The organism is Curvibacter lanceolatus ATCC 14669 (genome assembly GCF_000381265.1).
Classification (GTDB): Bacteria; Pseudomonadota; Gammaproteobacteria; order Burkholderiales; family Burkholderiaceae_C; genus Curvibacter; species Curvibacter lanceolatus.
In genome coordinates, this window is the sequence record NZ_KB906288.1 from 19,463 (window position 1) to 38,750 (window position 19,288).

Below are 19,288 nucleotides of genomic sequence, written 5' to 3' on the forward strand. Positions count from 1 at the left end.
ACATTTATGCATGGATACAGACATTGGCTGGGAGCTCTATCGCTCCTTTCTCAGCGTGCTGCAGGAGGGCTCGCTGTCAGGTGCCGCGCGGGCACTGGGTGTGGCCCAACCGACCGTGGGGCGTCATGTGGTCGCCCTCGAGAAGGCGTTGGGCGTTGTGCTGTTCACGCGCTCCCAGCTTGGCCTGATGCCCACCGAGGCCGCGCTGGAGTTGAAGGCCCATGCCCAGGCCATGAGCAGTGCCGCCGCGGCGCTCAAGCGCGCTGCCGAAAGCCAGGGCGCTGGCGTCAGAGGCACGGTGCGAATCAGTGCCAGTGAGGTCATCGGCGTGGAAGTGCTGCCGCCCATCCTGGCCCGATTGCAAGCCCGGCATCCCTTGCTGAAGGTGGAATTGGTGCTGAGCAACAAAGTGCAGGATTTGCTGCTCAGGGAGGCCGACATCGCCGTGCGCATGACGGCGCCCACCCAAGACCAGTTGATTGCTCGGCACCTTGGCCATGTGGAACTCGGCTTGCATGCCCACACGGATTACCTGGAAAAACGTGGCACGCCGACCACCGTCGCCCAACTCGGTGAGCATGTCCTGATCGGCTTCGACGAAGAGACGGCGTTCGTACGCAAGGCTCGAAAAAGTTTTTCCTCCTGGCACCGCGAGGCATTGGCCCTGCGCAGCGACAGCGACCTGGCCCAACTGGCCCTGATTCGGGCCGGGGCGGGCATCGGCATCTGCCAGGCCGCGCTGGCCAGACGCAATCCCGAACTGGTCCGCGTGCTACCTGGGCAGGTATCGCTCAAGCTGGAGACGTGGCTCACCATGCACGAAGACCTGCGCGCCAGTGCACGCTGCAAGAGTGCATTTGACGCACTGCTTCACGGGTTGCAAAGCTACTTGATTCCATCCTTGCCGGCATGAAGACGACCTGCCTTCAAAGGTCGGTGATACGCGCCTCTTCGGCACGGCCATTTTTGACAGCCCTGTTCAACAGGTACCTGTGCCGCGCGAATATAGTCCATGATGCGACCGTGGAATGCCACGGGCCAGTACGGCAGGAGCTTGCGCTTTCTGGGAAGGCATTGCGTGACGCGCGGCATTGCCATCTTTTCATTGTCGGAAAGTGGCGCCACGCCTTGGCCATGCGACCGCCTCTTTTATGAACCAACTCGATTCGATGCGTGCCCTGTTGAGTGTTGTCGACCAGGGCGGATTTGCGCCTGCGGCGCAAGCACTCAACACCTCAAGGGCCAAGGTCACCCGGCTGATCCAGGAGCTGGAGGCGGCGCTCAACATCCGCCTGCTGCAACGCACCACGCGCACGCTGTCGCTGACGGACGAGGGCGAGGTCTATGTGGCGCGCATCCGCCCCTTGATCGAAGGGCTGGATGCCGCCAACGATGAGGCCAGCACCAGCGGGCGCATGCCGGGCGGCCTTTTGAAGGTGCAATCGTCTCTCGATTTTGCGGCGGCCCAATTGATCCCCCGGGTTCCGCGTCTGCAGCGCGTCTATCCCCAGCTGGAGATCGAGGTCAACACCAGCGACAGGCTTCTGGAGGGGCCCGATCTCAAGTCGGACGTGACGGTGCTGTTCAGCCGGCAGGGGCTGGCCGATGGCGACTACACGGCCTTCAAGCTGGGCACCACCCATGCCTTGCTCTGCGCATCGCCCCGCTATCTGGAGGCCCACCCGGCCCCGGCGCACCCCTTGGAGCTGGAGCAGCATGAGTGCCTGTTCCCCAAGGGCAAGGGCATTGCCGAGGTGCTGCGGTTTCGCTCGACGGCGGCTGGGGCTCAGGCCAGTGTGGATGTGCGTCCCGGGCCGGCCAGGTTTCACTCTCACAGCCCCGAGGCCCTGTACATGGCCGCTTTGCAGGGCATGGGGATCGTTGGCATGCTCTCGGCCCACGCCCAGCCCTATCTGCGAAGCGGGGCCCTGGTGCGTGTGCTGCCCGACTGGACGGGCGAATCCTGGCAGGTGTGGCTGGCCTTCACGGGCCGCAAGCATGTGCCGCGCAAGGTGCAGGCTTTTCTGGCCTTCCTCAGATCCGAATTTGGTGATCCTGAAGCCGACCCTTGGCAAGGGGTTTGAACTGGGTACGGGGGGCTTGCCTGCCTGAATCATCCGGCAGTGGGCTGCGAAGGCTGCGAGCCTTGGCTGGGCCGCGTGCCCGCCTGCACCTGCTGCAAGGCCGCGCCCAGGCGCTGCACACCTTCCACGATCGCCGCTTCGCCGAGCAAGGCGTACCCCATGATCAGGCCCGCGGGCCGTTGCTGGCCAGGCCCGGTGGGGTGGGGGTGGTACAGCGGGCTGATGGGGTAGACGCGCACGCCCAGATCGCGGGCGGCTTGCACCAGGGCTGTTTCGGCGCTGGAGGGCAGCGAGCGGCACCACACCACCACATGCAGCCCACTGGCGGCGCCCTGGATCTCGATGCGGTCACCCAGATGGTGCGTCAGTGCTTCGGTCAGCGCGTGTTGGCGGGCCGCCTGGTGGCGTCGGATGCGCCTCACGTGGCGCGCATAGCTGCCGTCTTCCAGCAGCAAGGCCAATGCGCGCTGTACCCCGGAGGCCGTTTGGCGGTCGGTCAGGCGCTTGGCGGTGGCGAAGGTGTCCACCAGACCGGGCGGCAGCACCATGTAGCCCAGCCGCAACTGGGGCGACAGGGTTTTGGAAAAGGTGCCGACGTGGATCACGTGGGCGTGGCGGTCCAGCGATTGCAGTGTTTCCTCGGGGCCCACCGTATAGCGGTACTCGCTGTCGTAATCGTCCTCGATCACCCAGGCCCCCGTTTCGTGGGCCCAAGCCAGCAACTGTCGTCGGCGGGCCAGTGGCAGGAACGAACCCATCGGGAACTGGTGGGTGGGTGTCACGTAGGCCATTTGCGCAGGGCCCAGCCCTTCAAGCTGTTCGGTCTTCATGCCCTGCGCGTCCACGTCGATGCAGGCCAAACGCGCCCCATAGGCCATGAACGCCTGGTGTGCGGCCTGGTAGCCCGGGTTTTCTACGATCACGCCATCGCCCGGGTCCAGCAGCAGGCGGGCGCAGAGATCCAGCGCTTGTTGTGATCCGTTGACGATCATGATCTGGTCCAAGGTGCACACCAGGCCTCTGGTTTGGCTCAGGTGGGCGTGCAGCGCTTGTCGCAGTGGCAGATTGCCTCGCGGGTCTTCGTACGCCAGGCGGCTGACCCGCTGGCGCTCCACATGGCGCATGGCCTTGCTCCAGGCCAGGGTGGGAAAGTCGGCGCCCGACAGCGGCCCGTAGATGAAGTCGATTTCGCCGGCTGCCGTGGGGCGCGCATCGTGCAGGCCAAAGGCGGCCATCCGATGACCGATGGCGGAGAGGCGGCCGGTGTTCTGCCCGGCAGGGGCAGACCTGCCATGCAAGGGTGGCTGGCCCGCTGAGGGATCGGCGGCTGCGCCTGCGGCGCCCCCCGGTGCCACGCGGCTGCTGGCGCCGGTTCGCGTCTCGATGAATCCGTCGGCGGCCAGTTGCTCGTACACCAGGGTGACCGTGGCTCGGGAAAGGCCCCGCTCTGCCGCCAGTGCGCGGGTGGAGGGCAGGGCCAGACCGGGGGCAAAGGTGCCGTCTGCAATGCGGGCCCGGATCTCTTCATAGAGCGCGCGGCTGCGGCTGGGTCGGCCTTTGGGCATCAGGGGCATGGTGGAACTGGCCTGGTCATTTTCTAGAAAACTGGATATTTCTTTCAGGCCAATGATGCCGCAAAGTGGCAGGGCTCGCCGGGCTTTTCCGGTGTCTGTCCCGATCAAGGTTGTCACATGTACCTGCCGACTCAATTTGCCGAGCCTCGCATCGAAGAACTTCACCGCATCGTCCGCCACAACGCCCTGGGCATGTTGGTGACGAACACCGCCAACGGGCTGGAGGCCCATCACCTGCCGCTGCTGCTGGAGGCCGATCAGGGCCCGCAGGGCACACTCATCGCCCACGTTGCGCGGGCCAACACCCTTTGGCAGGAGGTGGCCGATGGCGACCCCGTTCTGGTGGTGTTTCGCGGTGCCCAGGGCTACATCTCGCCCAATGGGTACCCCGGCAAGCACGAGACGCATCGGCGCGTGCCCACCTGGAACTACGAAGTGGTCCATGCCCATGGCACCGTGCATGTTCACGACGACGAACGCTTTGTCCGGGGCGTGGTGGCCAAGCTCACGCGCGAGCACGAGGCCGACCAGCCCAGCCCCTGGAAGATGGGGGATGCGCCGGCCGATTACCTGGCCGAGCAGTTGCGCCACATCGTGGGCGTCGAAATCCGCATCACCCGCCTGGAGGGCAAGCGCAAGCTGAACCAGCACCATCAGGTGCCAGACCGCGAAGGCGCCATCCGTGCCCTGCAGGCCCGGGGCAATCACGCTCTGGCCCAGGCGATGGCCGAGGCCGTGGCACCCACCATCCAGATTTGATCGTCGCGGCGCCGTGGCGTATTGCTCATTCTTCATGGCGGCATGGCTGCTGGCGATCACCCCTGGCCCCGGTATCGCCCAGGGGGTGGCCCGCACCGCGGCCGGAGGCCGAGCCGTCGGATTGGCGTCCTGCCTGGGGTCGGCGCTGGGGGGGCTGGTCCACGTGCTGGCGGCGGCCTTTGGCCTGTCCCTGCTCGTCGCGCAGTCTGCGTGGGCATTCAGTGTTCTGAAATACACAGGCGCCGCTTGCCTTGGCTACCGGGGGTGCGCATGTTCGCCGTGCGCGATGGGCTTGATGCGGCGCCGACGCCGGGTTTGCAGGGGGCATTCACGCCCCCCTTCAACCTTCGTGAGCAGGCGCCCCATAGGCGGCCCAGAAAACACCGAGTGCGCGCTTGGCCGCCTCTGAGATCTCCTGCGGGGATGGCACCTGGATCACACCGAACAGGCGCTTGTGAAAAAACTGCGACTCCAACAATCCACGAAGGTGATCCGCCGCCATCGTGGTGTCGCAGCGCTGGAGCTCGCCCCGGTCGATGGCCAGGTTCAAGAACTCGACCACGGCATGGTCCGCCAGCCTGGGGCCTTGCTCGAACATGCGCTGGGCAAGCTGCTGGTCGACCGAGCCCGCCACCACCAGTCGAAACAAGGCCAAGGCGTCGTCTGAGGTCGTGACGCTCAACATGGCTTCGGCAAAGGCCTGCAAGGTCTCTCGCATCGGCCCGGCCGGATCCAGTTGGCTGAAGGGCGTGTTGAACTGTGCGTCTGCCAGCGTTTGCACCGTCACCAGGAACAGGTCTTCCTTCGACTCAAAGTAGCCGTACAGGGTCGCTTTGGAGTAGCCCACGGTCTGGGCAATGTCGGACATCTTGGTGCCGGCATAGCCCTTCTCCAGAAAAACATGGGCTGCGGCCTGGACGATGGCCTGGCGACGGGACTCGGTTTTGACGCGCATGGTTCACCCAACTTTACTTTTGTCTACGCAGCGGTTGTTTGCCTGGTTCAGGCGTACTTAAAAATAGACCCATAAGTTTAGTTATGGTTGGGTCTGTTCACAATGCAAATTTTCAAGTCGCTGCGCCTGTCGATGGTCGTGGCCTGGGGGGCTTCCCTGTTGGTCGGCTGCGCCGCCGTCGGGCCGGACTACGTGAAGCCGGCCGTGGCCCTGCCCGAGGCCTGGCAGGCGCCGCGCCCCCATGGCGGGCAGTTGTCCCAGATGGCCGACTGGTGGGCCCAGTTCAAGGATCCGGTGCTCGCTGAGTTGCAGCGGGCCGCTCAGGCAGACAGCCCAAGTCTGGCCAAGGCCGCCGCAGCCATCCAGTCGGCCAGGGCCACGGTGACCGTGAACCGGTCTGCAGGCTTGCCTTCGGTCAGCGCCAATGCTTCGTCCACCCGGTCGGCCGATCAAACCGGCGTCTCGGGCATCAGCACGGTGAACAGCGCCGGTCTGGACGCCAGTTGGGAGGTCGATCTGTTTGGCAGCGTGCGGCGCAACGTCGAATCGGGCCAGGCCTCGCTGCAGGCCAAGCAGGCCGACTGGCACGATGCCCGCATCAGCCTGGCGGCTGAAGTGGCCGGCGACTACGTGGACTACCGGGCGTGCCGTCTCAAGCAGGCGGCGTACCAGGACCAGGCCCTGTCTTATCGGCAGACACTGAAGTTGACCCGTGTCTCGGTTCAGTCCGGTTTGGGCGCGCCCTCGGATCTGATGCTGGCTCAGGCTGGCGCGGCATCCGCCTCAGCCAATGCCAGGGCGCAGCAGGCCAGTTGCGACCTGTTGATCAAGACCCTGGTGGCCGCCACCGGGCTTGCCGAGCCGCAGGTGCGCAGCTTGTTGGGCGAGGGGGCCGGCGCATTGCCCAGCCCCGCAGATTTTTCTTTGGACGCCCTGCCTGCCAGCGTGATCGCTCAACGCCCGGATGTGATCTCGGCAGAGCGGCAGGTGGCCTCGACGCTGGCCAAGATCGGTGTTGCCGAGGCCAACCGGTGGCCCACGTTCACCATCACTGGCTCGATCGCCGCGGCCAGCACGGCGGGGGTGGCCAGTACGCCGTGGTCCTTGGTGCCCGCGATCTCGCTACCGATCTTTCAGGGAGGCGCCCTGACGGCCAAGGTGAACAGCGCCCGAGCCGACTACGACAGTGCAGTGGCCAGCTACAAAAGCACCGTGCGCAACGCAGTGCTTGAGGTGGAACAGGCATTGGTCAACCTGGACAGCGCGGCCGACCGTGAGCGCGATGCGCAGACCAGTGCCGAGCAGTACCGCCACTATGTGGCGGCCTCGGAAACCAGCTGGCGCGCCGGCCTGGGCAGCCTGCAGGATCTGGAGACGGCGCGGCGCTCTTACCTGTCGGCAGAGCTGACCCGCATCGAGCTGCAGCAATCTCGCGTGACCCAGTGGATCACGCTTTACAAAGCCATCGGTGGCGGCTGGCAAAGCGCTCAGGCGCCCGGAGAAAAATCATGAAGTGGATGACGACCCCCCGACGTCGCTGGACGGCCCTGGCCTCGGCAACCCTGCTGCTCGTCTGTGTTGGCACCGCCCTGCAGGTGCATTCTCAGCAAAGCGCTGCAGCGGCCAGCGCCGCCACGCCCGACGCGGCGCGAACGGCCCTGACCGTGCAGACCACCCGGCCCAGCACCCAGAACTGGCCGCTGACGGCCACCGCCAATGGCACGGTGACGCCCTGGCAAGAGGCCGTGGTGGGCGCCCAGACCGGTGGCCTGAGGGTGGCCAGGTTGCGCGCCGAGGTGGGCGACCAGGTGCGTGCCGGCCAGGTGCTGGCCGAACTGGTGAGCGATGCGGCCAGCGTGGAGCTGCGCCGCCTGGAGGCCAACCTGGCTTCTGCCCGGGCCAGCCTGGCCCAGGCCAAGGGCAATGCCGACCGGGCCCGCGTGGCACGGCAGGGCGCCGCCATTTCCGACCAGGCCTACAACGAGTACCTGAACAACGAATTGGCCGCCCAGGCCAGCGTGGACAGCAGCCAGGCCCAGGTGGATGCCCAGCGCATCGTGCTGGACCACACCCGCATCGTGGCGGTGGACGACGGGGTGATCACCTCGCGCACGGCGGTGCTGGGCAAGGTGGTGGCCAGTGGCGACGAGATGTTCCGAATGATCCGCCAGGGCCGGCTCGAATGGCAGGCCGAGCTGGATGCCGCTCAGCTCGGGCGCATCCAGCCGGGTCACAGTGCCAGCATCAAGTTGCCCACCGGTGGGGTCGTCAACGGCAAGGTGCGGGCGGTGGCCCCCCATCTGTCCACCTCTACCGGCCGGGGCATCGTCTACGTGAGCCTGCCGGCTTCGCAGGCCAAGGCCGGCATGTTTGCCAGTGGCAGCATCGAACTGGGCAGCGCGCCGGCCCTCACCGTGCCGCAATCGGCCGTGGTGCTGGGCGACGGCTACAACTATGTGTTTGAGCTCGGCAGCGATGAGCGCGTCACGCGGCGCGGTGTGCGCGTGGGGCGGCGCGTGGGTGACCGGGTTGAAATCGTCGAGGGTCTGGGGGCCCAGGCCCGCATCGTCAGCTCGGGGGGCGCTTTCCTGGCCGATGGCGACAAGGTGGCCACGGCCACCCAAGCCCAGGCCCAGCCCCAGACCCCGGCGGCGGCCAGCCGCCGTGAGGAGACCCCGCGATGAACTTCTCCGCCTGGGCCATCCACAAGCCCACGCCCACTCTGCTGCTGTTCATCCTGCTGACGGTGCTGGGCTTTCTGGGGCTGCACCAGCTGGGCATCCAGAAGTTCCCGGACATGGACCTGCCCACCATCAAGATCAGTGCCACCCTGGAAGGGGCGGCACCCGCGCAGCTCGAGACCGAGGTGGCGCGCAAGATCGAGAACAAGCTGGCGTCGATCAGCCGGCTGGACCACGTCACCACCACCATCTCGGACGGCGCTGTGGCCATCTCGGTCAGCTTCGACATCGCCAAGAACGCCGAAGAGGCCCTCAATGAGGTGCGCAATGCGGTCGACAGCGTCAAGGCCGAACTGCCCACCGCCATGGCGGCGCCCACCGTGGCCAAGGTGAGCACGGCGGGCTCGGCCCTGCTGACCTACACGGTACAGAGCGACCGGCTCAATGAATTTGAAGCCTCCTGGTTTGTCGACAACAACATCGCCAAGGCCATGCTCGCCGTCAAGGGCGTTGCCCAGGTGCAGCGCGTGGGTGGGGTAGACCGCGAAATCCAGGTCGACCTGGACCCGGCCGCCATGGCCGGCCTGCAGGTGAATGCGGCCAATGTGTCGAGCCTGCTGAAATCGATCGAGAAGGACTACTCCGGTGGCCGGGGCGATGTGGGTGGCGCACGCCAGTCCATGCGCATCCTGGGCGCGGCGGCTTCGGCACAGGACATCGCGGCCCTGACCTTGCCCCTGTCCGATGGCCGCCGGGTGCGCCTGGACCAGGTGGCCCGGATCAGCGACACCCATGCCGACCGCAGCACCCGTGCCTATTTCAACGGCAAGCCGGTGATCGGCTTTCAGATCACGCGCTCCAAGGGCTTCTCGGACGAGGGCGTGGCCCGCTCCGTGCGCGCCGCCGTGGCCGAGTTTGCCGCCGCCAACCCCCACGTCACGATCCAGGAGGCCTACAACACCGTCACCCCGGTGGAAGAGAACTACAAGGGCTCGATGCAGCTGCTGTACGAGGGCGCAGCACTGGCTGTGGTGGTGGTGTGGTGGTTTCTGCGTGACAAGCGTGCCACCCTGATCTCGGCCGCTGCCTTGCCCATCTCGATGGTGCCGACGTTCGCGGTCATGCAATGGGCCGGCTTCTCGTTGAACACCGTGTCGCTGCTGGCCCTGGCCCTGGTCGTGGGCATTCTGGTGGACGATGCGATCGTTGAGGTCGAGAACATCGTGCGCCACCTGAAGGCCGGAAAATCGCCCAAGCAGGCGGCCGAAGAGGCCGCTGGCGAGATCGGGCTGGCCGTGATCGCCACCACCCTGACGCTGGCCGCGGTGTTCCTGCCCACGGCCTTCATGGGCGGTATCCCGGGCTTGATCTTCCGCCAGTTCGGCATCACGGCGGCCACGGCGGTGTTGATGTCGCTGCTGGTGGCGCGCCTGCTCACGCCCATGATGGCCGCCTACTTTCTCAAGGCCCCGACGCACGAGGAGGCGCCCGATGGCCCCATCATGTGCCGCTACCTGGGGTGGGTGAACCTGTGCCTGAGCCACCGCAAGACCACGGTGGCCGTGGCCGCCGCCATCTTTGCGCTGTCGCTGGCCCTGATGCCGCTGATCCACACCGAGTTCTTCCCGGCGGGAGACGACGGCCAGGTGCAGCTCACCCTGACCCTGCCCCCCGGCAGCACCCTGGACAACACCTCGGCCGTGGCCCTGCAGGCTGCCGACATCGCCCGTCAGTTGCCCGAGGTGAGCGATGTCTTCATCTCGGCCGGCACGGCCAGCTCAGGCGACGGCATGGGGGCCTCCAGCACCGCCGACGTGACCAGCGCCGTACTGACGCTCAACCTCACCCCCCACGGCGAACGCCACCGCAAACAATCCGAGGTGGAAAGCGATCTGCGCCAACGCCTGCGTGCCCTGTCGGGCACCCGTGTCAGCGTGGGCAATGGCATGAGCGGCACCACCCTGACCCTGACACTGGCCAGCGACGACGCCGGTGCCCTGAGCCGGGCCGCCAATGCCGTTGAAAAAGACCTGCGGGGCCTGCAGGGGCTGGGCAACGTCACCTCCAGCGCGGCGCTGCAGCAGCCCGAGGTGCAGGTGCTGCCCGACTTTGCCCGTGCCGCCGCCCTGGGGGTGGCCACCTCCGACCTGGCCGACCTGATCCGCGTGGCCACCAATGGCGACTTCGGCACCAGCCTGGCCAAGCTCAACCTGCCCCAGCGCCAGGTGGCGGTGCGGGTGCGGCTCGATCCGGCGGTGCGCAGCGATCTGGCGACCCTCGCCCAGATGCGCCTGCCGGCCACCAACGGCAGCGTGGCCCTGGCCTCGGTGGCCGAGGTGCAGATGGGTTCCAGCCCGGCGCAGATCAACCGCATCGACCGCGAACGCAACGTGACCCTGACCATCGAGCTCAATGGCCAGACCCTGGGCGACGTGAACCGGGCCGTGATGAACCTGCCTTCGGTGCGCAAGCTGCCCCCGGGCGTGCACACCGTGGCCCAGGGCGACCTGCAGCGCATGTCCGAGATGTTCGGCAGCTTCGGCATGGCCATGGCCATCGGCGTGTTCTGCATCTATGGGGTGCTGGTGCTGCTGTTCCACGACTTTCTGCAGCCCGCCACCATCCTGGCCGCCTTGCCGCTGTCGCTGAGTGGCGCCGTCGCGGCCTTGCTGATCACGGGCAGCAGCTTCTCCATGCCCACCGTGATCGGCTTTGTGCTGTTGATGGGCATCGTGACCAAGAACTCGATCTTGCTGGTCGAGTACGCCATCATGGCCCGCCGCGACCACGGCATGACGCGCCACGACGCCCTGGTGGACGCCTGCCACAAGCGGGCCCGGCCGATCGTCATGACCACCATCGCGCTGACGGCGGGCATGCTGCCGATCGCCCTGGGGCTGGGCGCTGACCCCAGCTTCCGACAGCCGATGGCCATCGTGGTGATTGGTGGCGGTATCGCGTCGACGGCCCTCAGCCTGTTGGTGATCCCGACCGTGTTCACCTATGTGGACGACTTGATGATCGGCCTGCGTGGCTGGTTCACCCGCCGGGTGAGCTCATGAACAGGGGGCGAGTGCCGATGGGTCGAATGGGCTGAGGCCCTGGCTTCAGCGCGCCCCCATCAGCCCGCCCCGCGCGGCCCGTCCAGGGTCCGCAGCACATTGGCGCGGCTGGTGTAGGCCTCGGCCAGGAAGGGGTCGCTCACGCCATAGATGCCGTGGCCGTCACGCGCCAGGATGTTCGAGTCCACCAGCTGGTTGGCCATCTTCTGCACTTCTTCGGCGCCCACGGGGCGGCCGATCTCGGCGCTGTATTCGTCAAGCGTGGCCCCTGAAAAGACCTTCTTCACGCTCTGCCCACCTTGGCGGCACACGTAGCCGAAGATCGCCAGCGCCAGGGGGCCCAGCTCATCGAGCCGCGCCAGGTCCACCGCGGCTGCGGATTGCCGCACGCCTTCGGTGATGGCGCGCAGGTCCTGGTCGGCCGCCACAAAATTGGGCGCCTGCTGAAGCGCCGCGAGCGCCTTCATGAGCTCTTCCGGCCGGCGCCCCAGGCGCACAAAGCACTCGAAGGCCACGGCCGCACTGGGGGATCGTTCGCCCAGATCGGCCTCGTTCAGCAGCCACTCGACAAAGTCGATCTCCAGCACCGGAAAGTCTTCCGACATCGCGCCGTTGAAGGCCTGCTTGCCTTTGATCGTGAGCTCGCGCACCCGTGCCCGGTGCGAGCCCGTGCCGACAAACAGAAAATACCCAGGCGTGCTGGGGCTCAGGTTGATCTCATCGCGGGCCGCCTTCAGTGCCAGCAGCATGTCGTTGCCGTCGTCAGAGCCCATCGCGTGCTGCACTTCGTCGATGATGACCACGACATTGGTTTGGGCCACCTGCACCAGCTCAGAGAAGGCCCCGGCCAGGGTATTGCCCTCGGTCTTGCCCAGCTCGCTCAGGCTGAAGCCGAACTTGAACCCGCCCGCCCCCAGGTCCAGCCCCTTCAGGCGCTTCAGCACCCCGACCGCCTTCGAGTCGGCCCGCTGCAGATCGGTCAGCGTCTTGCGCACCGCGCCCAGCAGCAGGTCGCTGGGCTTGGCGGCCGTGTTGCTCCACAGATCCACATAGACCACGATGGCCCCCTGCGCCTCGAGTGTGGGAATCAGGTCGCCGCGCAGAAAGGTGGTCTTGCCGATGCGGCGCAAGCCACCCAGGAAGAGGCCAGAGCGCACTTTCTTCATCAGGCCCTTGGGGCGCAGCAGCTGATCCGCCATGTCCGCGGCGAGCGTCGGTCGATGGAAGGTCATTCTTATCCTTTTTTATTGAATTCGGATAATTATCTCAATTCAATAAAATTGGGTAAACAGGCCCGGCGGCTGACAGGCCAGGGCCTGGCCCCCCGCAAGGTGTCGAGCTGCACGGGCGTGGGCGGTCCGTCAGGCCAGGCCTCAGCCGGCTGCCAGGGCGGGGGAGGCCGCCAGTGCACCCACCGACCGCTGAAGGGCTTGGCGGGCACCCGATGCCGAGGCATCGGCGCCCACCCAAGCCACAAACTGGTCGGGCCGCACCAGGATCAGCGCCGCGCCATAGCGCCCGGGTTCGCTGCCCTGGCCGCCCGGGCCGCAGTCCACCACCGTCAGCGGCAGCCCCAGGCTCGCGGCCTCGTCACGAAAAGCCTGCACCGCGCCGGCGTGGGCGCCGGCCTGGCCCACCACCAGCAGCGAGAACCCCGTGCCCAGGGCCTTGAACACATTGCGGCCGTTGGGCAGTGCTGCGGGGGCCAGGTGGTGGCCGGGGCGGGCCTCGAAGCGGTGCGAGCCCTTGGCCCCGCTGCTGCGGCCATCGCTGCCCCAGATGATGCCCGAGCCTTCGTAGTGCGGCTCGAACGCATGCACCTCGCCCACGGCACCCTGGGCCCGCGCCTGCCAGGCAGCCTCAAAGGCGGCCTGGTCGCGGGCCGGGTCGTGCTGCTCCAGAAAGGCCCGGTCGGTCTCGATCGAGCGTGCGATGAAGTCGTTGATCGTGGAGGCAAACACCGGGCGGCGCTCGGCGTCATACGAGTCCAGCAGCCCTTCACCGCCCCAGCCCTGCAAGGTGGCCGCCAGCTTCCAGCCCAGGTTGCGGGCATCCTCCAGCCCTGAGTTCACGCCATAGCCGCCATAGGGTGGGTGGCTGTGGGCGGCATCGCCTGCGATGAACACCCGGCCCTGCCGGTAGCGGTCTGCCAGCATGAAGCGCAAGTCCCAAAAGCCGATGTGCTCAAACGCCACATCAAACTCGGCCCCCACGGCTTCATGCAGATAGGCCGCAAAATCGAAGTTGTCCTGGGTCGTGCCGGCCGGCACCGGGGCATGAAAGAACCAGGTGCTGCCCAGGTCGACCCGACCCAGAAACTTCCAGTAGCCCTTGAGCTCGGGCTGCAGCACGTTGTAATACGACTTGCCGGGGTAACGCTCCAACAACTGGTGCAGCCCGTGTGATTTGAAGACCAGCAGCACCATCATGCGGTCGTGGTCGGTGCGGGTGTGCGTGATGCCCGCCTGCTCGCGCACCACCGAGCGGGCCCCGTCGGCCCCCACCGCATAGGCGCAGCGCAGTGTGCGCGTGTCGCTGCTGCCCCGCTGGGCGATCGTGATCGACACGCCCTGTGCGTCCTGCGTCAGGGCCTGGGTGTCCCAGCCATACAGGGTCTGCACAGAAGGCAGCTCGGCCACGCGCTGGCGCAGCACGGCCTCGGTGGCGTACTGGGGCAGGCGTTCGTTGGCCGTGAAGTAGTAGGGCTTGACCAGATCGCGCTGCAACCAGTCATAGGTGTAGGGCCCCAGCAGGGTGCCATGGGCGGTCAGGCCGCCGATGCCGTACGCCACCGGAATGGTGCGTGCGGCGCGCAGCTGCTTTTCGGCACCCCAGAAGTGGAAATGCTCCATCGTCCGTTGGGTCAGGTTCTGGCCCTTGGGGATGGGCTGGGGCTGCAGGTAGCGCTCCACCACGATCACGCTCACGCCGCGCTGGCCCAGCTCGATGGCGAGCCCCATGCCCACGGGGCCGCCGCCCACGATGACCACCTCGGTGTCTTGTGCGGGTGCCTTGTCTTGTGTCTGCTTCAGTGTGCTTGTTGTCATGTTTACTCCGCGGTGATGCCTTGGGCCTTGATCAGCTCGGCCCAGCGCCTGGCGTCGCTGGCCACCAGTTTCTGAAAGGCGTCGGGCGAGCTGTGGGCTGGGGTCATGCCCTGGGTTTCAAACGACCTGGCCACGGTGGGCGAGGCCAGTACCTCACGCAGCTCGGTGTTCAGCCGCTCAATGAACGCGCTGGGCGTGCCAGCCGGGGCGAACACGCCGTACCACATGTCCACATTCAGGTTGCCCAGGTGAAGGCTGCCGAGCGACGGCACCTCGGGTAGCAACGGGTGGGCGGTGTCCGAGCTGATGGCCAGGGCCTTCAGCTTGCCGGCCTTCACATGCTGCAAGGCCACGTGGATGGGCAGGAACATGGCGTCGATCTGTCCGGCCAGCAGGTCGGTCACGGCGGGGGCCGTGCCCCGGTAGCTGATGTGGGTGAGTGAGATCCGGGCCCGGTTCTTCAGCAGCTCCATGGCCAGGTGGTGCGGCGTGCCGGCGCCGGGCGAGCCATAGTTGAGCGCCCCGGGCCGGGCCTTGGCACGCTCGATCAGGCCCTTGAGCGTGTCGATGCGCGAGGGCACCGAGGTCACCAGCAGCAGCTGGCCCCAGCTCGTCTGGGCGACGGGCGCCAGATCGGTCAGCGGGTTGAAGCCCTGCTTCGGGTAGAGCGCCATGTTCATCACCAGCGTGTTGACGCTCACCAGCAAGGTGGTGCCGTCGGGCGTGGCGCGCACCACTTCCTGTGTGCCGATGATGCCGGACGCCCCGGCCTTGTTATCGACAAAAAAAGGCCGCTTCAGGCGCTCGGACAGCGGCTGGGCAATCTGGCGTGCAATCAAGTCGATGCCCGTACCCGGCGTGAAGGGCACCACCAGCCGCACCGGGGCGTCGGCGGCACTCTGGGCCCAGGCCATGGGTGCGGCAGCAGCAGCCATGGCACCCAGTACCAGGCTGCGTCGGTGGGGGCTGGGGGGCGGCGCAAGCGCGCGTGATGGGGGCATGGGGCTTGTCTCTATCGTTATGGGGTGGGTTGGGGGAGAATTAAAGCGAGAGTCTTGACTTCGATCAAACGGAAAATTCTGATGAATTCTTCATCAAAGCTGATGAATGTCAGCACCCGGCAGCTGCACGCATTTCTGGAGGTCACGCGTCTGCAAAGCTTCGCCAAGGCGGCCGAGCAGGTGCACCTGTCACCCTCGGGCATGAGCATGCTGGTCAAGGAGCTGGAAGAACAGGTGGGCGCACGCTTGTTTGATCGCACCACCCGCTCGCTCACCCTGACCGACGCCGGCCGCCGCCTGCAACCCGTGGCCGAGCGCCTGGTGGTGGAGCTGCGTGCGCTGGGCTCGGCGCTCGATGGCAGCGAGGCCGCTGTGCGCTCGCGTTTGCGCGTGGCGGCCACGCCCATGATGTCGGCCAGCCTGATGCCCGAGGTGATCCGCAGATTTGGTCTGGTCCACCCGCAGGTGCAAGTGCAGCTCAGCGATGTGGAAGTCGGCACGGTGCGTCAGCAGGTGTTGGACGGCGAGGCCGACATCGGCTTTGGCTTTTTTGTGAAGCCCGCCGTGGGGCTGTCGCGCCAGCCCCTGTGCAAGTTCCGCCTCATGCGCATCAGCCCACCCGATGGGTCCGACAGCGGCCAGCTCTCAGAGAGTCAGCCCTGGAGCCGGCTCAAGAGCCTTCCCCTGGTCAGCCTGCCCATCGACAACCCCATCCAGGTGGTGATCGAAAAGCAGCTGGCGCGCCTGGGCCTGGCCCATCAGGAGTGCCCCCGCGTGAACCTCATCGGCACCTTGATCGGCATGGTGCGGGCGGGCCGGGGCAGCGCGATCGTGCCCGCCTTTGCCTTGCAGGAGTGCCTGCGCCAAGGCCTGCGCGTGACCATGCTGCGCGAGCCCGTGGTTCACCTCGACCTGTACCTGGCCTACCGCCGTGGCACCCAGCAAAAGCCTGCGACACAGGCCTTTGCCGAGGTGCTGAGGCAGGCCGCCGTGGGGCTGGCCAATTGAGTCGGGTGGCGAGTCGGGCTTCGGCGCTGCGGGCCCGCAGGCCTCACCCCTGCGCGTTGCGCAGCGTCTGCGAAGGCAGCTCGCCGAACTGGGCCGAGTAGTCGCGCGAGAACTCGCTCAGGTGCCAGAAGCCCCAGCGTGCCGCCACGTCCTGCACCTTCACGCGGGCCTCGTGGGCGCGGCTTTTCAGGTCGCGCCGCACGCCGTTCAGGCGCACCAGGCGCAGGTAGCGCTTGGGGCTGATGCCCAGCACATCGTTGAAGCAGTAGTCCAGCTTGCGCGGGCTGGTGCCGATGCGGCTGCACACGTCCAGGGTGGACAGGGGCTGGTCTGAATGGGCCAGCATGCATTCGCAGGCGCGGTCCACCACCTTCTTGCGCGCCTCCACGCGGCGCAGCTCGCTGGTGTCCACCTGCGAGGGAATGGCCTCTATCCATTCGATCAGGATGGCGTCGCGCAACTGGATCAGGGTCACCGGGTCGTTGAGCAGCTCGGGCGAGCTGCTCAACAGGCCGAGGATGCGGCGGTGCATCTTGTCGAGGTGGCGCGCCGAGGCCGTGCTGGCCTGCACCACGATCTGCTCTTCGATCCAGGCCGACAGGGGCTTTTGGTACATGCTCTGCCACAGGGCGGCCAGCAGTTCGTGCTCCACCACCACCCCGATCAGCTCGCTGTGGGCGGGGGTCAGCAGGTCCAGCTCTTCGCCGCGGCCGATCATGATCGATTCGGTGCTCAGCCGCTGGCCGTTGAAGATGGCTTCGCTGTCCTGCTCCAGCACCATGGCCAGGCCGTAGTGGCCGCGGCCGATCTGGCCGCGCTGGCGCACCTTGCAGTTGGCACCTTCGCGAATCATGCGCAGGCCGGGCAACTGCACCAGTTCGATCTGGCCATCGAAGCGGCCGGGCGAGAGCTGGTCGTAATTCAGGCTCCACTGTGGCTGCGCACTGGCATGCACGTCCACATCGCTGGAGCGCACGCAGGCGTGCCACGAGGGCGGCGGCATGGCACTGGATTGGGGCATCGTGTGGCCGGATTGAAGGCTCATGGCTCGGTGCGGGGCGTCTTTGCGCCCGTGTGGGGTGGGGACCGAGTGTCCTAAGCATCAGCCGTGCCGGCCATCGGTAGAAACCAGAGCGCACCAGCGTGGTGACGTCGCACCAAATTTTTGCTTGGTAGTTACCCTAGATGAGACTTGCGCAAAACCGATAACGGTGTTGTTGCACCCCGTCACAAACTCCAGCCCATCCACCCCTCGTGGTGCTTACCAGATCGCAAATCAGGAGTCGTAAAAATGGGGAATGCAAGACACACCGGGCGCCATCTGCTGCTGGCCTTGGCGGCCATGGCCGCCGTGGGCAGCAGCCTGGCGCAATCACGCGATGCCGCCCGCCTGGGCAAAGACCTGACGCCCGCCGGCGGTGAGCAGGCTGCCAGCAAGGATGGCAGCATTCCGGCCTACACCGGCGCCGAGCCCCCCGAGGCCGGCTGGGCCTGGGGCAAGCTGCGCGGCGAGTTCTGGAAGCACAAGGGCGAAAAACCGCTGTACTCCGTCGACGCCAGCAACGTCGACAAATACGCCGACAAGCTCTCGCCCGGCCAGGTCGAGCTGATCAAGCAGACCAAGGGCTACCGCATGGATGTGTACCCCTCGCACCGCAGCTGTGGCGTGCCCGATTTCGTGGCCGACAACACGCGCAAGAACGTCGAGGCCGGCAAGCTCAAGGACAACGGCTGGACACTGCAGGAGGCGCTTTTGCCGGGCTACCCCTTCCCCATGCCGCGCAACGGTGCCGAGGCCATGTGGAACGCCAAGATGCGCTACCGCGGCCTGGCGCTGGACTACAAGAAAGTGATCACCGCAGCCTCGCCGCGCAAAGGCAGCGAGGAGTGGATCAAGGCCGGTTCCGAGCAGGTGGTGTTCGTGCCCTGGGGGGCCAAGGGCTCGGTCGCCTTCAGCAAGCTGCCCCAGGTCGAGTATTACACCTACTTCGGCTACAACAGCCCGACTGCGCTGGCCGGCCAGGCCCTGGCCATCACCAACTACAGCGAAGCCGCCACCGAGACCTTCTACTACTTTCCGGGCCAGCGCCGCGTGCGCCGCATGCCCACCTATGCCTACGACGCCCCGCAGATCGGCTTCGAGAACCAGTACACCCTCGACGAACCCTATGTCTTCAACGGCCTGATGGACCGCTTCGACTGGAAGCTGGTGGGCAAGAAGGAGATGCTGGTGCCCTACAACGTGTTCGGTGCCTATGACTTCAAGGCCAAGTTCGAGGACGTGGCCCAGCGCGATTTCATCGAGCCCGGCCACCGCCGCTATGAGATGCACCGCGTGTGGGTGGTCGAGGCCACGGTCAAGCCTGGAACCCGTCACCTGGCACCCAAGCGCACCTTCTACCTCGATGAAGACAGCTGGGCCCCGCTGGTGGCCGACGACTACGACGCCCAGGGCAAGCTCTGGAAGGTTCGCGAAGGCTTTGTGATCCCGGTGTACGAGACCGGCTCCTGCGATGTGTCGGCCTTCGTGCAGCACAACGTGCTTGAAGGGCGCTATGTGTTTGACGAACACGCCGTGGGCACCGGCACCGACGTGCACTGGCTGACCGAGGCCGGCAATAACGCCAAGCTCAAGGCCAGCTTCTACACCTCCGACAACCTGCGCGCCATCAGCGAACGCTGATCCCTGCCAGGCAGCCCGGGCCGGTTGCGCTGCACCGGCCCGGGGCCCTCACCCGACCCCCTTTCTGAAGACAAGGTGACACCATGTCCGGACATCGCTTTTCCCTCATTTTCTCTGCCGTGCTGCTGGCCCATGGCGCGGCCCAGGCCTTCACCTTCGAGACCGAAGACGGCCTGCGCGGCAGCTTCGACTCGACCGTGTCGGTGGGTACCGGCATCCGCGTCAAAGACCCCACCCCGGGCTTGATCGCCTCGGGCAACACCGGCTCGCCCGCTGGCGGCCTGAGCGCCGTGTCGGGCCTGGGCGACCAGGGCGACCTCAACTACAAGAAGGGCCAGCCCTTCACCACCTACCTCAAGGGCTCGCACGAGCTGGTGCTCAAGCCCAGCGAAGACCTGACCTTCATGGGCCGCATCACCTGGCTCAAGGACGTC

15 protein-coding genes and 1 pseudogene are annotated in these 19,288 nt (G+C 66.5%); 10 read left to right on the top strand and 6 right to left on the bottom strand.

The features are described 5' to 3' along the window. Positions 1 to 10: 10 nt before the first annotated feature. Together F624_RS0130380 and F624_RS0130385 are read left to right on the top strand one after the other, a co-directional pair. Positions 11 to 913, top strand: coding sequence for a LysR family transcriptional regulator (locus F624_RS0130380; RefSeq protein ID WP_019578147.1), 903 nt, complete (start codon positions 11 to 13; stop codon positions 911 to 913). Between the two features lie 238 nt (positions 914 to 1,151). Continuing rightward, a complete protein-coding gene (locus tag F624_RS0130385; RefSeq protein WP_019578148.1) occupies positions 1,152 to 2,084 on the top strand; it encodes a LysR family transcriptional regulator in 933 nt (310 codons plus the stop codon). Positions 2,085 to 2,113: 29 nt separating this feature from the next. Here F624_RS0130385 and pdxR read toward each other — a convergent pair whose 3' ends face one another. Continuing rightward, positions 2,114 to 3,658: a MocR-like pyridoxine biosynthesis transcription factor PdxR gene (gene pdxR / locus F624_RS0130390; RefSeq protein ID WP_019578149.1), complete on the bottom strand. Its 1,545-nt coding sequence runs from the start codon at positions 3,656 to 3,658 to the stop codon at positions 2,114 to 2,116. A gap of 117 nt (positions 3,659 to 3,775) precedes the next feature. On the opposite strand from pdxR, the gene F624_RS0130395 reads away from it, so the two are divergent. Both F624_RS0130395 and F624_RS36120 read left to right on the top strand, forming a co-directional pair. Further along, entirely contained in the window at positions 3,776 to 4,417 is a 642-nt protein-coding gene (locus F624_RS0130395) for an FMN-binding negative transcriptional regulator (protein ID WP_019578150.1), read from the top strand. Positions 4,418 to 4,451: 34 nt separating this feature from the next. Then, positions 4,452 to 4,682: pseudogene (locus F624_RS36120) on the top strand (LysE family transporter); the annotation flags it as partial. Positions 4,683 to 4,757: 75 nt separating this feature from the next. On the opposite strand, the gene F624_RS0130400 reads toward F624_RS36120, so the two are convergent. After that, the gene (locus F624_RS0130400) at positions 4,758 to 5,372 is read right to left on the bottom strand and encodes a TetR/AcrR family transcriptional regulator (RefSeq protein WP_019578151.1); all 615 of its coding nucleotides are present in this window, start codon (positions 5,370 to 5,372) and stop codon (positions 4,758 to 4,760) included. 102 nt (positions 5,373 to 5,474) lie between these two features. Between F624_RS0130400 and F624_RS0130405 the strand changes: the two genes are divergently transcribed. From F624_RS0130405 to F624_RS0130415, 3 genes are read left to right on the top strand one after another with little or no spacing between them, the layout of a single operon-like run. Continuing rightward, positions 5,475 to 6,884, top strand: coding sequence for an efflux transporter outer membrane subunit (locus F624_RS0130405; RefSeq protein ID WP_019578152.1), 1,410 nt, complete (start codon positions 5,475 to 5,477; stop codon positions 6,882 to 6,884). Then, on the top strand, positions 6,881 to 8,056 hold the full coding sequence (locus F624_RS0130410) for an efflux RND transporter periplasmic adaptor subunit (RefSeq protein WP_157443707.1): 1,176 nt from the start codon (positions 6,881 to 6,883) through the stop codon (positions 8,054 to 8,056). The genes F624_RS0130405 and F624_RS0130410 overlap by 4 nt, the downstream gene beginning before the upstream one ends. Continuing rightward, on the top strand, positions 8,053 to 11,115 hold the full coding sequence (locus F624_RS0130415) for an efflux RND transporter permease subunit (protein WP_019578154.1): 3,063 nt from the start codon (positions 8,053 to 8,055) through the stop codon (positions 11,113 to 11,115). Before F624_RS0130410 ends, F624_RS0130415 begins: the two co-directional genes overlap by 4 nt. 59 nt (positions 11,116 to 11,174) lie before the next feature. On the opposite strand, the gene F624_RS0130420 is transcribed toward F624_RS0130415, so the two are convergent. The 3 genes from F624_RS0130420 to F624_RS0130430 all read right to left on the bottom strand — a co-directional run bounded on the left by F624_RS0130420 (position 11,175) and on the right by F624_RS0130430 (position 15,163). Beyond that, positions 11,175 to 12,347 carry an ATP-binding protein gene (locus F624_RS0130420; RefSeq protein ID WP_031256808.1) on the bottom strand — a complete coding sequence of 391 codons (1,173 nt, stop codon included), beginning with the start codon at positions 12,345 to 12,347 and terminating at the stop codon, positions 11,175 to 11,177. Between the two features lie 141 nt (positions 12,348 to 12,488). After that, positions 12,489 to 14,162 carry an FAD-dependent monooxygenase gene (locus F624_RS0130425; RefSeq protein WP_019578156.1) on the bottom strand — a complete coding sequence of 558 codons (1,674 nt, stop codon included), beginning with the start codon at positions 14,160 to 14,162 and terminating at the stop codon, positions 12,489 to 12,491. Positions 14,163 to 14,164: 2 nt separating this feature from the next. Next, positions 14,165 to 15,163 carry a tripartite tricarboxylate transporter substrate binding protein gene (locus tag F624_RS0130430; protein ID WP_051107602.1) on the bottom strand — a complete coding sequence of 333 codons (999 nt, stop codon included), beginning with the start codon at positions 15,161 to 15,163 and terminating at the stop codon, positions 14,165 to 14,167. Between the two features lie 81 nt (positions 15,164 to 15,244). Here F624_RS0130430 and F624_RS0130435 point away from each other — a divergent pair, with 81 nt between their 5' ends. Next, positions 15,245 to 16,171 carry a LysR family transcriptional regulator gene (locus F624_RS0130435; RefSeq protein ID WP_245573771.1) on the top strand — a complete coding sequence of 309 codons (927 nt, stop codon included), beginning with the start codon at positions 15,245 to 15,247 and terminating at the stop codon, positions 16,169 to 16,171. 43 nt (positions 16,172 to 16,214) lie between these two features. On the opposite strand, the gene F624_RS0130440 is transcribed toward F624_RS0130435, so the two are convergent. After that, positions 16,215 to 17,216, bottom strand: coding sequence for a helix-turn-helix domain-containing protein (locus tag F624_RS0130440; RefSeq protein WP_084679854.1), 1,002 nt, complete (start codon positions 17,214 to 17,216; stop codon positions 16,215 to 16,217). Positions 17,217 to 17,462: 246 nt separating this feature from the next. Between F624_RS0130440 and F624_RS0130445 the strand changes: the two genes are divergently transcribed. Both F624_RS0130445 and F624_RS0130450 read left to right on the top strand, forming a co-directional pair. After that, positions 17,463 to 18,854 carry a DUF1329 domain-containing protein gene (locus tag F624_RS0130445; RefSeq protein ID WP_019578160.1) on the top strand — a complete coding sequence of 464 codons (1,392 nt, stop codon included), beginning with the start codon at positions 17,463 to 17,465 and terminating at the stop codon, positions 18,852 to 18,854. Between the two features lie 83 nt (positions 18,855 to 18,937). Then, on the top strand, positions 18,938 to 19,288 hold a 351-nt coding region (locus F624_RS0130450), incomplete at its 3' end, for a DUF1302 family protein (protein ID WP_031256812.1).

Bases quoted from the DNA above. Each gene is read 5' to 3' on its own strand.
- F624_RS0130380 (WP_019578147.1), top strand. From the start codon at position 11: ATGGATACAGACATTGGCTGGGAGCTCTATCGCTCCTTTCTCAGCGTG.
- F624_RS0130410 (WP_157443707.1), top strand. From the start codon at position 6,881: ATGAAGTGGATGACGACCCCCCGACGTCGCTGGACGGCCCTGGCCTCG.
- F624_RS0130435 (WP_245573771.1), top strand. From the start codon at position 15,245: ATGAATTCTTCATCAAAGCTGATGAATGTCAGCACCCGGCAGCTGCAC.
- F624_RS0130445 (WP_019578160.1), top strand. From the start codon at position 17,463: ATGGGGAATGCAAGACACACCGGGCGCCATCTGCTGCTGGCCTTGGCG.
- F624_RS0130425 (WP_019578156.1), bottom strand. From the start codon at position 14,162: ATGACAACAAGCACACTGAAGCAGACACAAGACAAGGCACCCGCACAA.
- F624_RS0130420 (WP_031256808.1), bottom strand. From the start codon at position 12,347: ATGACCTTCCATCGACCGACGCTCGCCGCGGACATGGCGGATCAGCTG.
- F624_RS0130430 (WP_051107602.1), bottom strand. From the start codon at position 15,163: ATGCCCCCATCACGCGCGCTTGCGCCGCCCCCCAGCCCCCACCGACGC.
- F624_RS0130440 (WP_084679854.1), bottom strand. From the start codon at position 17,216: ATGAGCCTTCAATCCGGCCACACGATGCCCCAATCCAGTGCCATGCCG.
- F624_RS0130395 (WP_019578150.1), top strand. From the start codon at position 3,776: ATGTACCTGCCGACTCAATTTGCCGAGCCTCGCATCGAAGAACTTCAC.
- pdxR (WP_019578149.1), bottom strand. From the start codon at position 3,658: ATGCCCCTGATGCCCAAAGGCCGACCCAGCCGCAGCCGCGCGCTCTAT.
- F624_RS0130415 (WP_019578154.1), top strand. From the start codon at position 8,053: ATGAACTTCTCCGCCTGGGCCATCCACAAGCCCACGCCCACTCTGCTG.
- F624_RS0130385 (WP_019578148.1), top strand. From the start codon at position 1,152: ATGAACCAACTCGATTCGATGCGTGCCCTGTTGAGTGTTGTCGACCAG.
- F624_RS0130405 (WP_019578152.1), top strand. From the start codon at position 5,475: ATGCAAATTTTCAAGTCGCTGCGCCTGTCGATGGTCGTGGCCTGGGGG.
- F624_RS0130400 (WP_019578151.1), bottom strand. From the start codon at position 5,372: ATGCGCGTCAAAACCGAGTCCCGTCGCCAGGCCATCGTCCAGGCCGCA.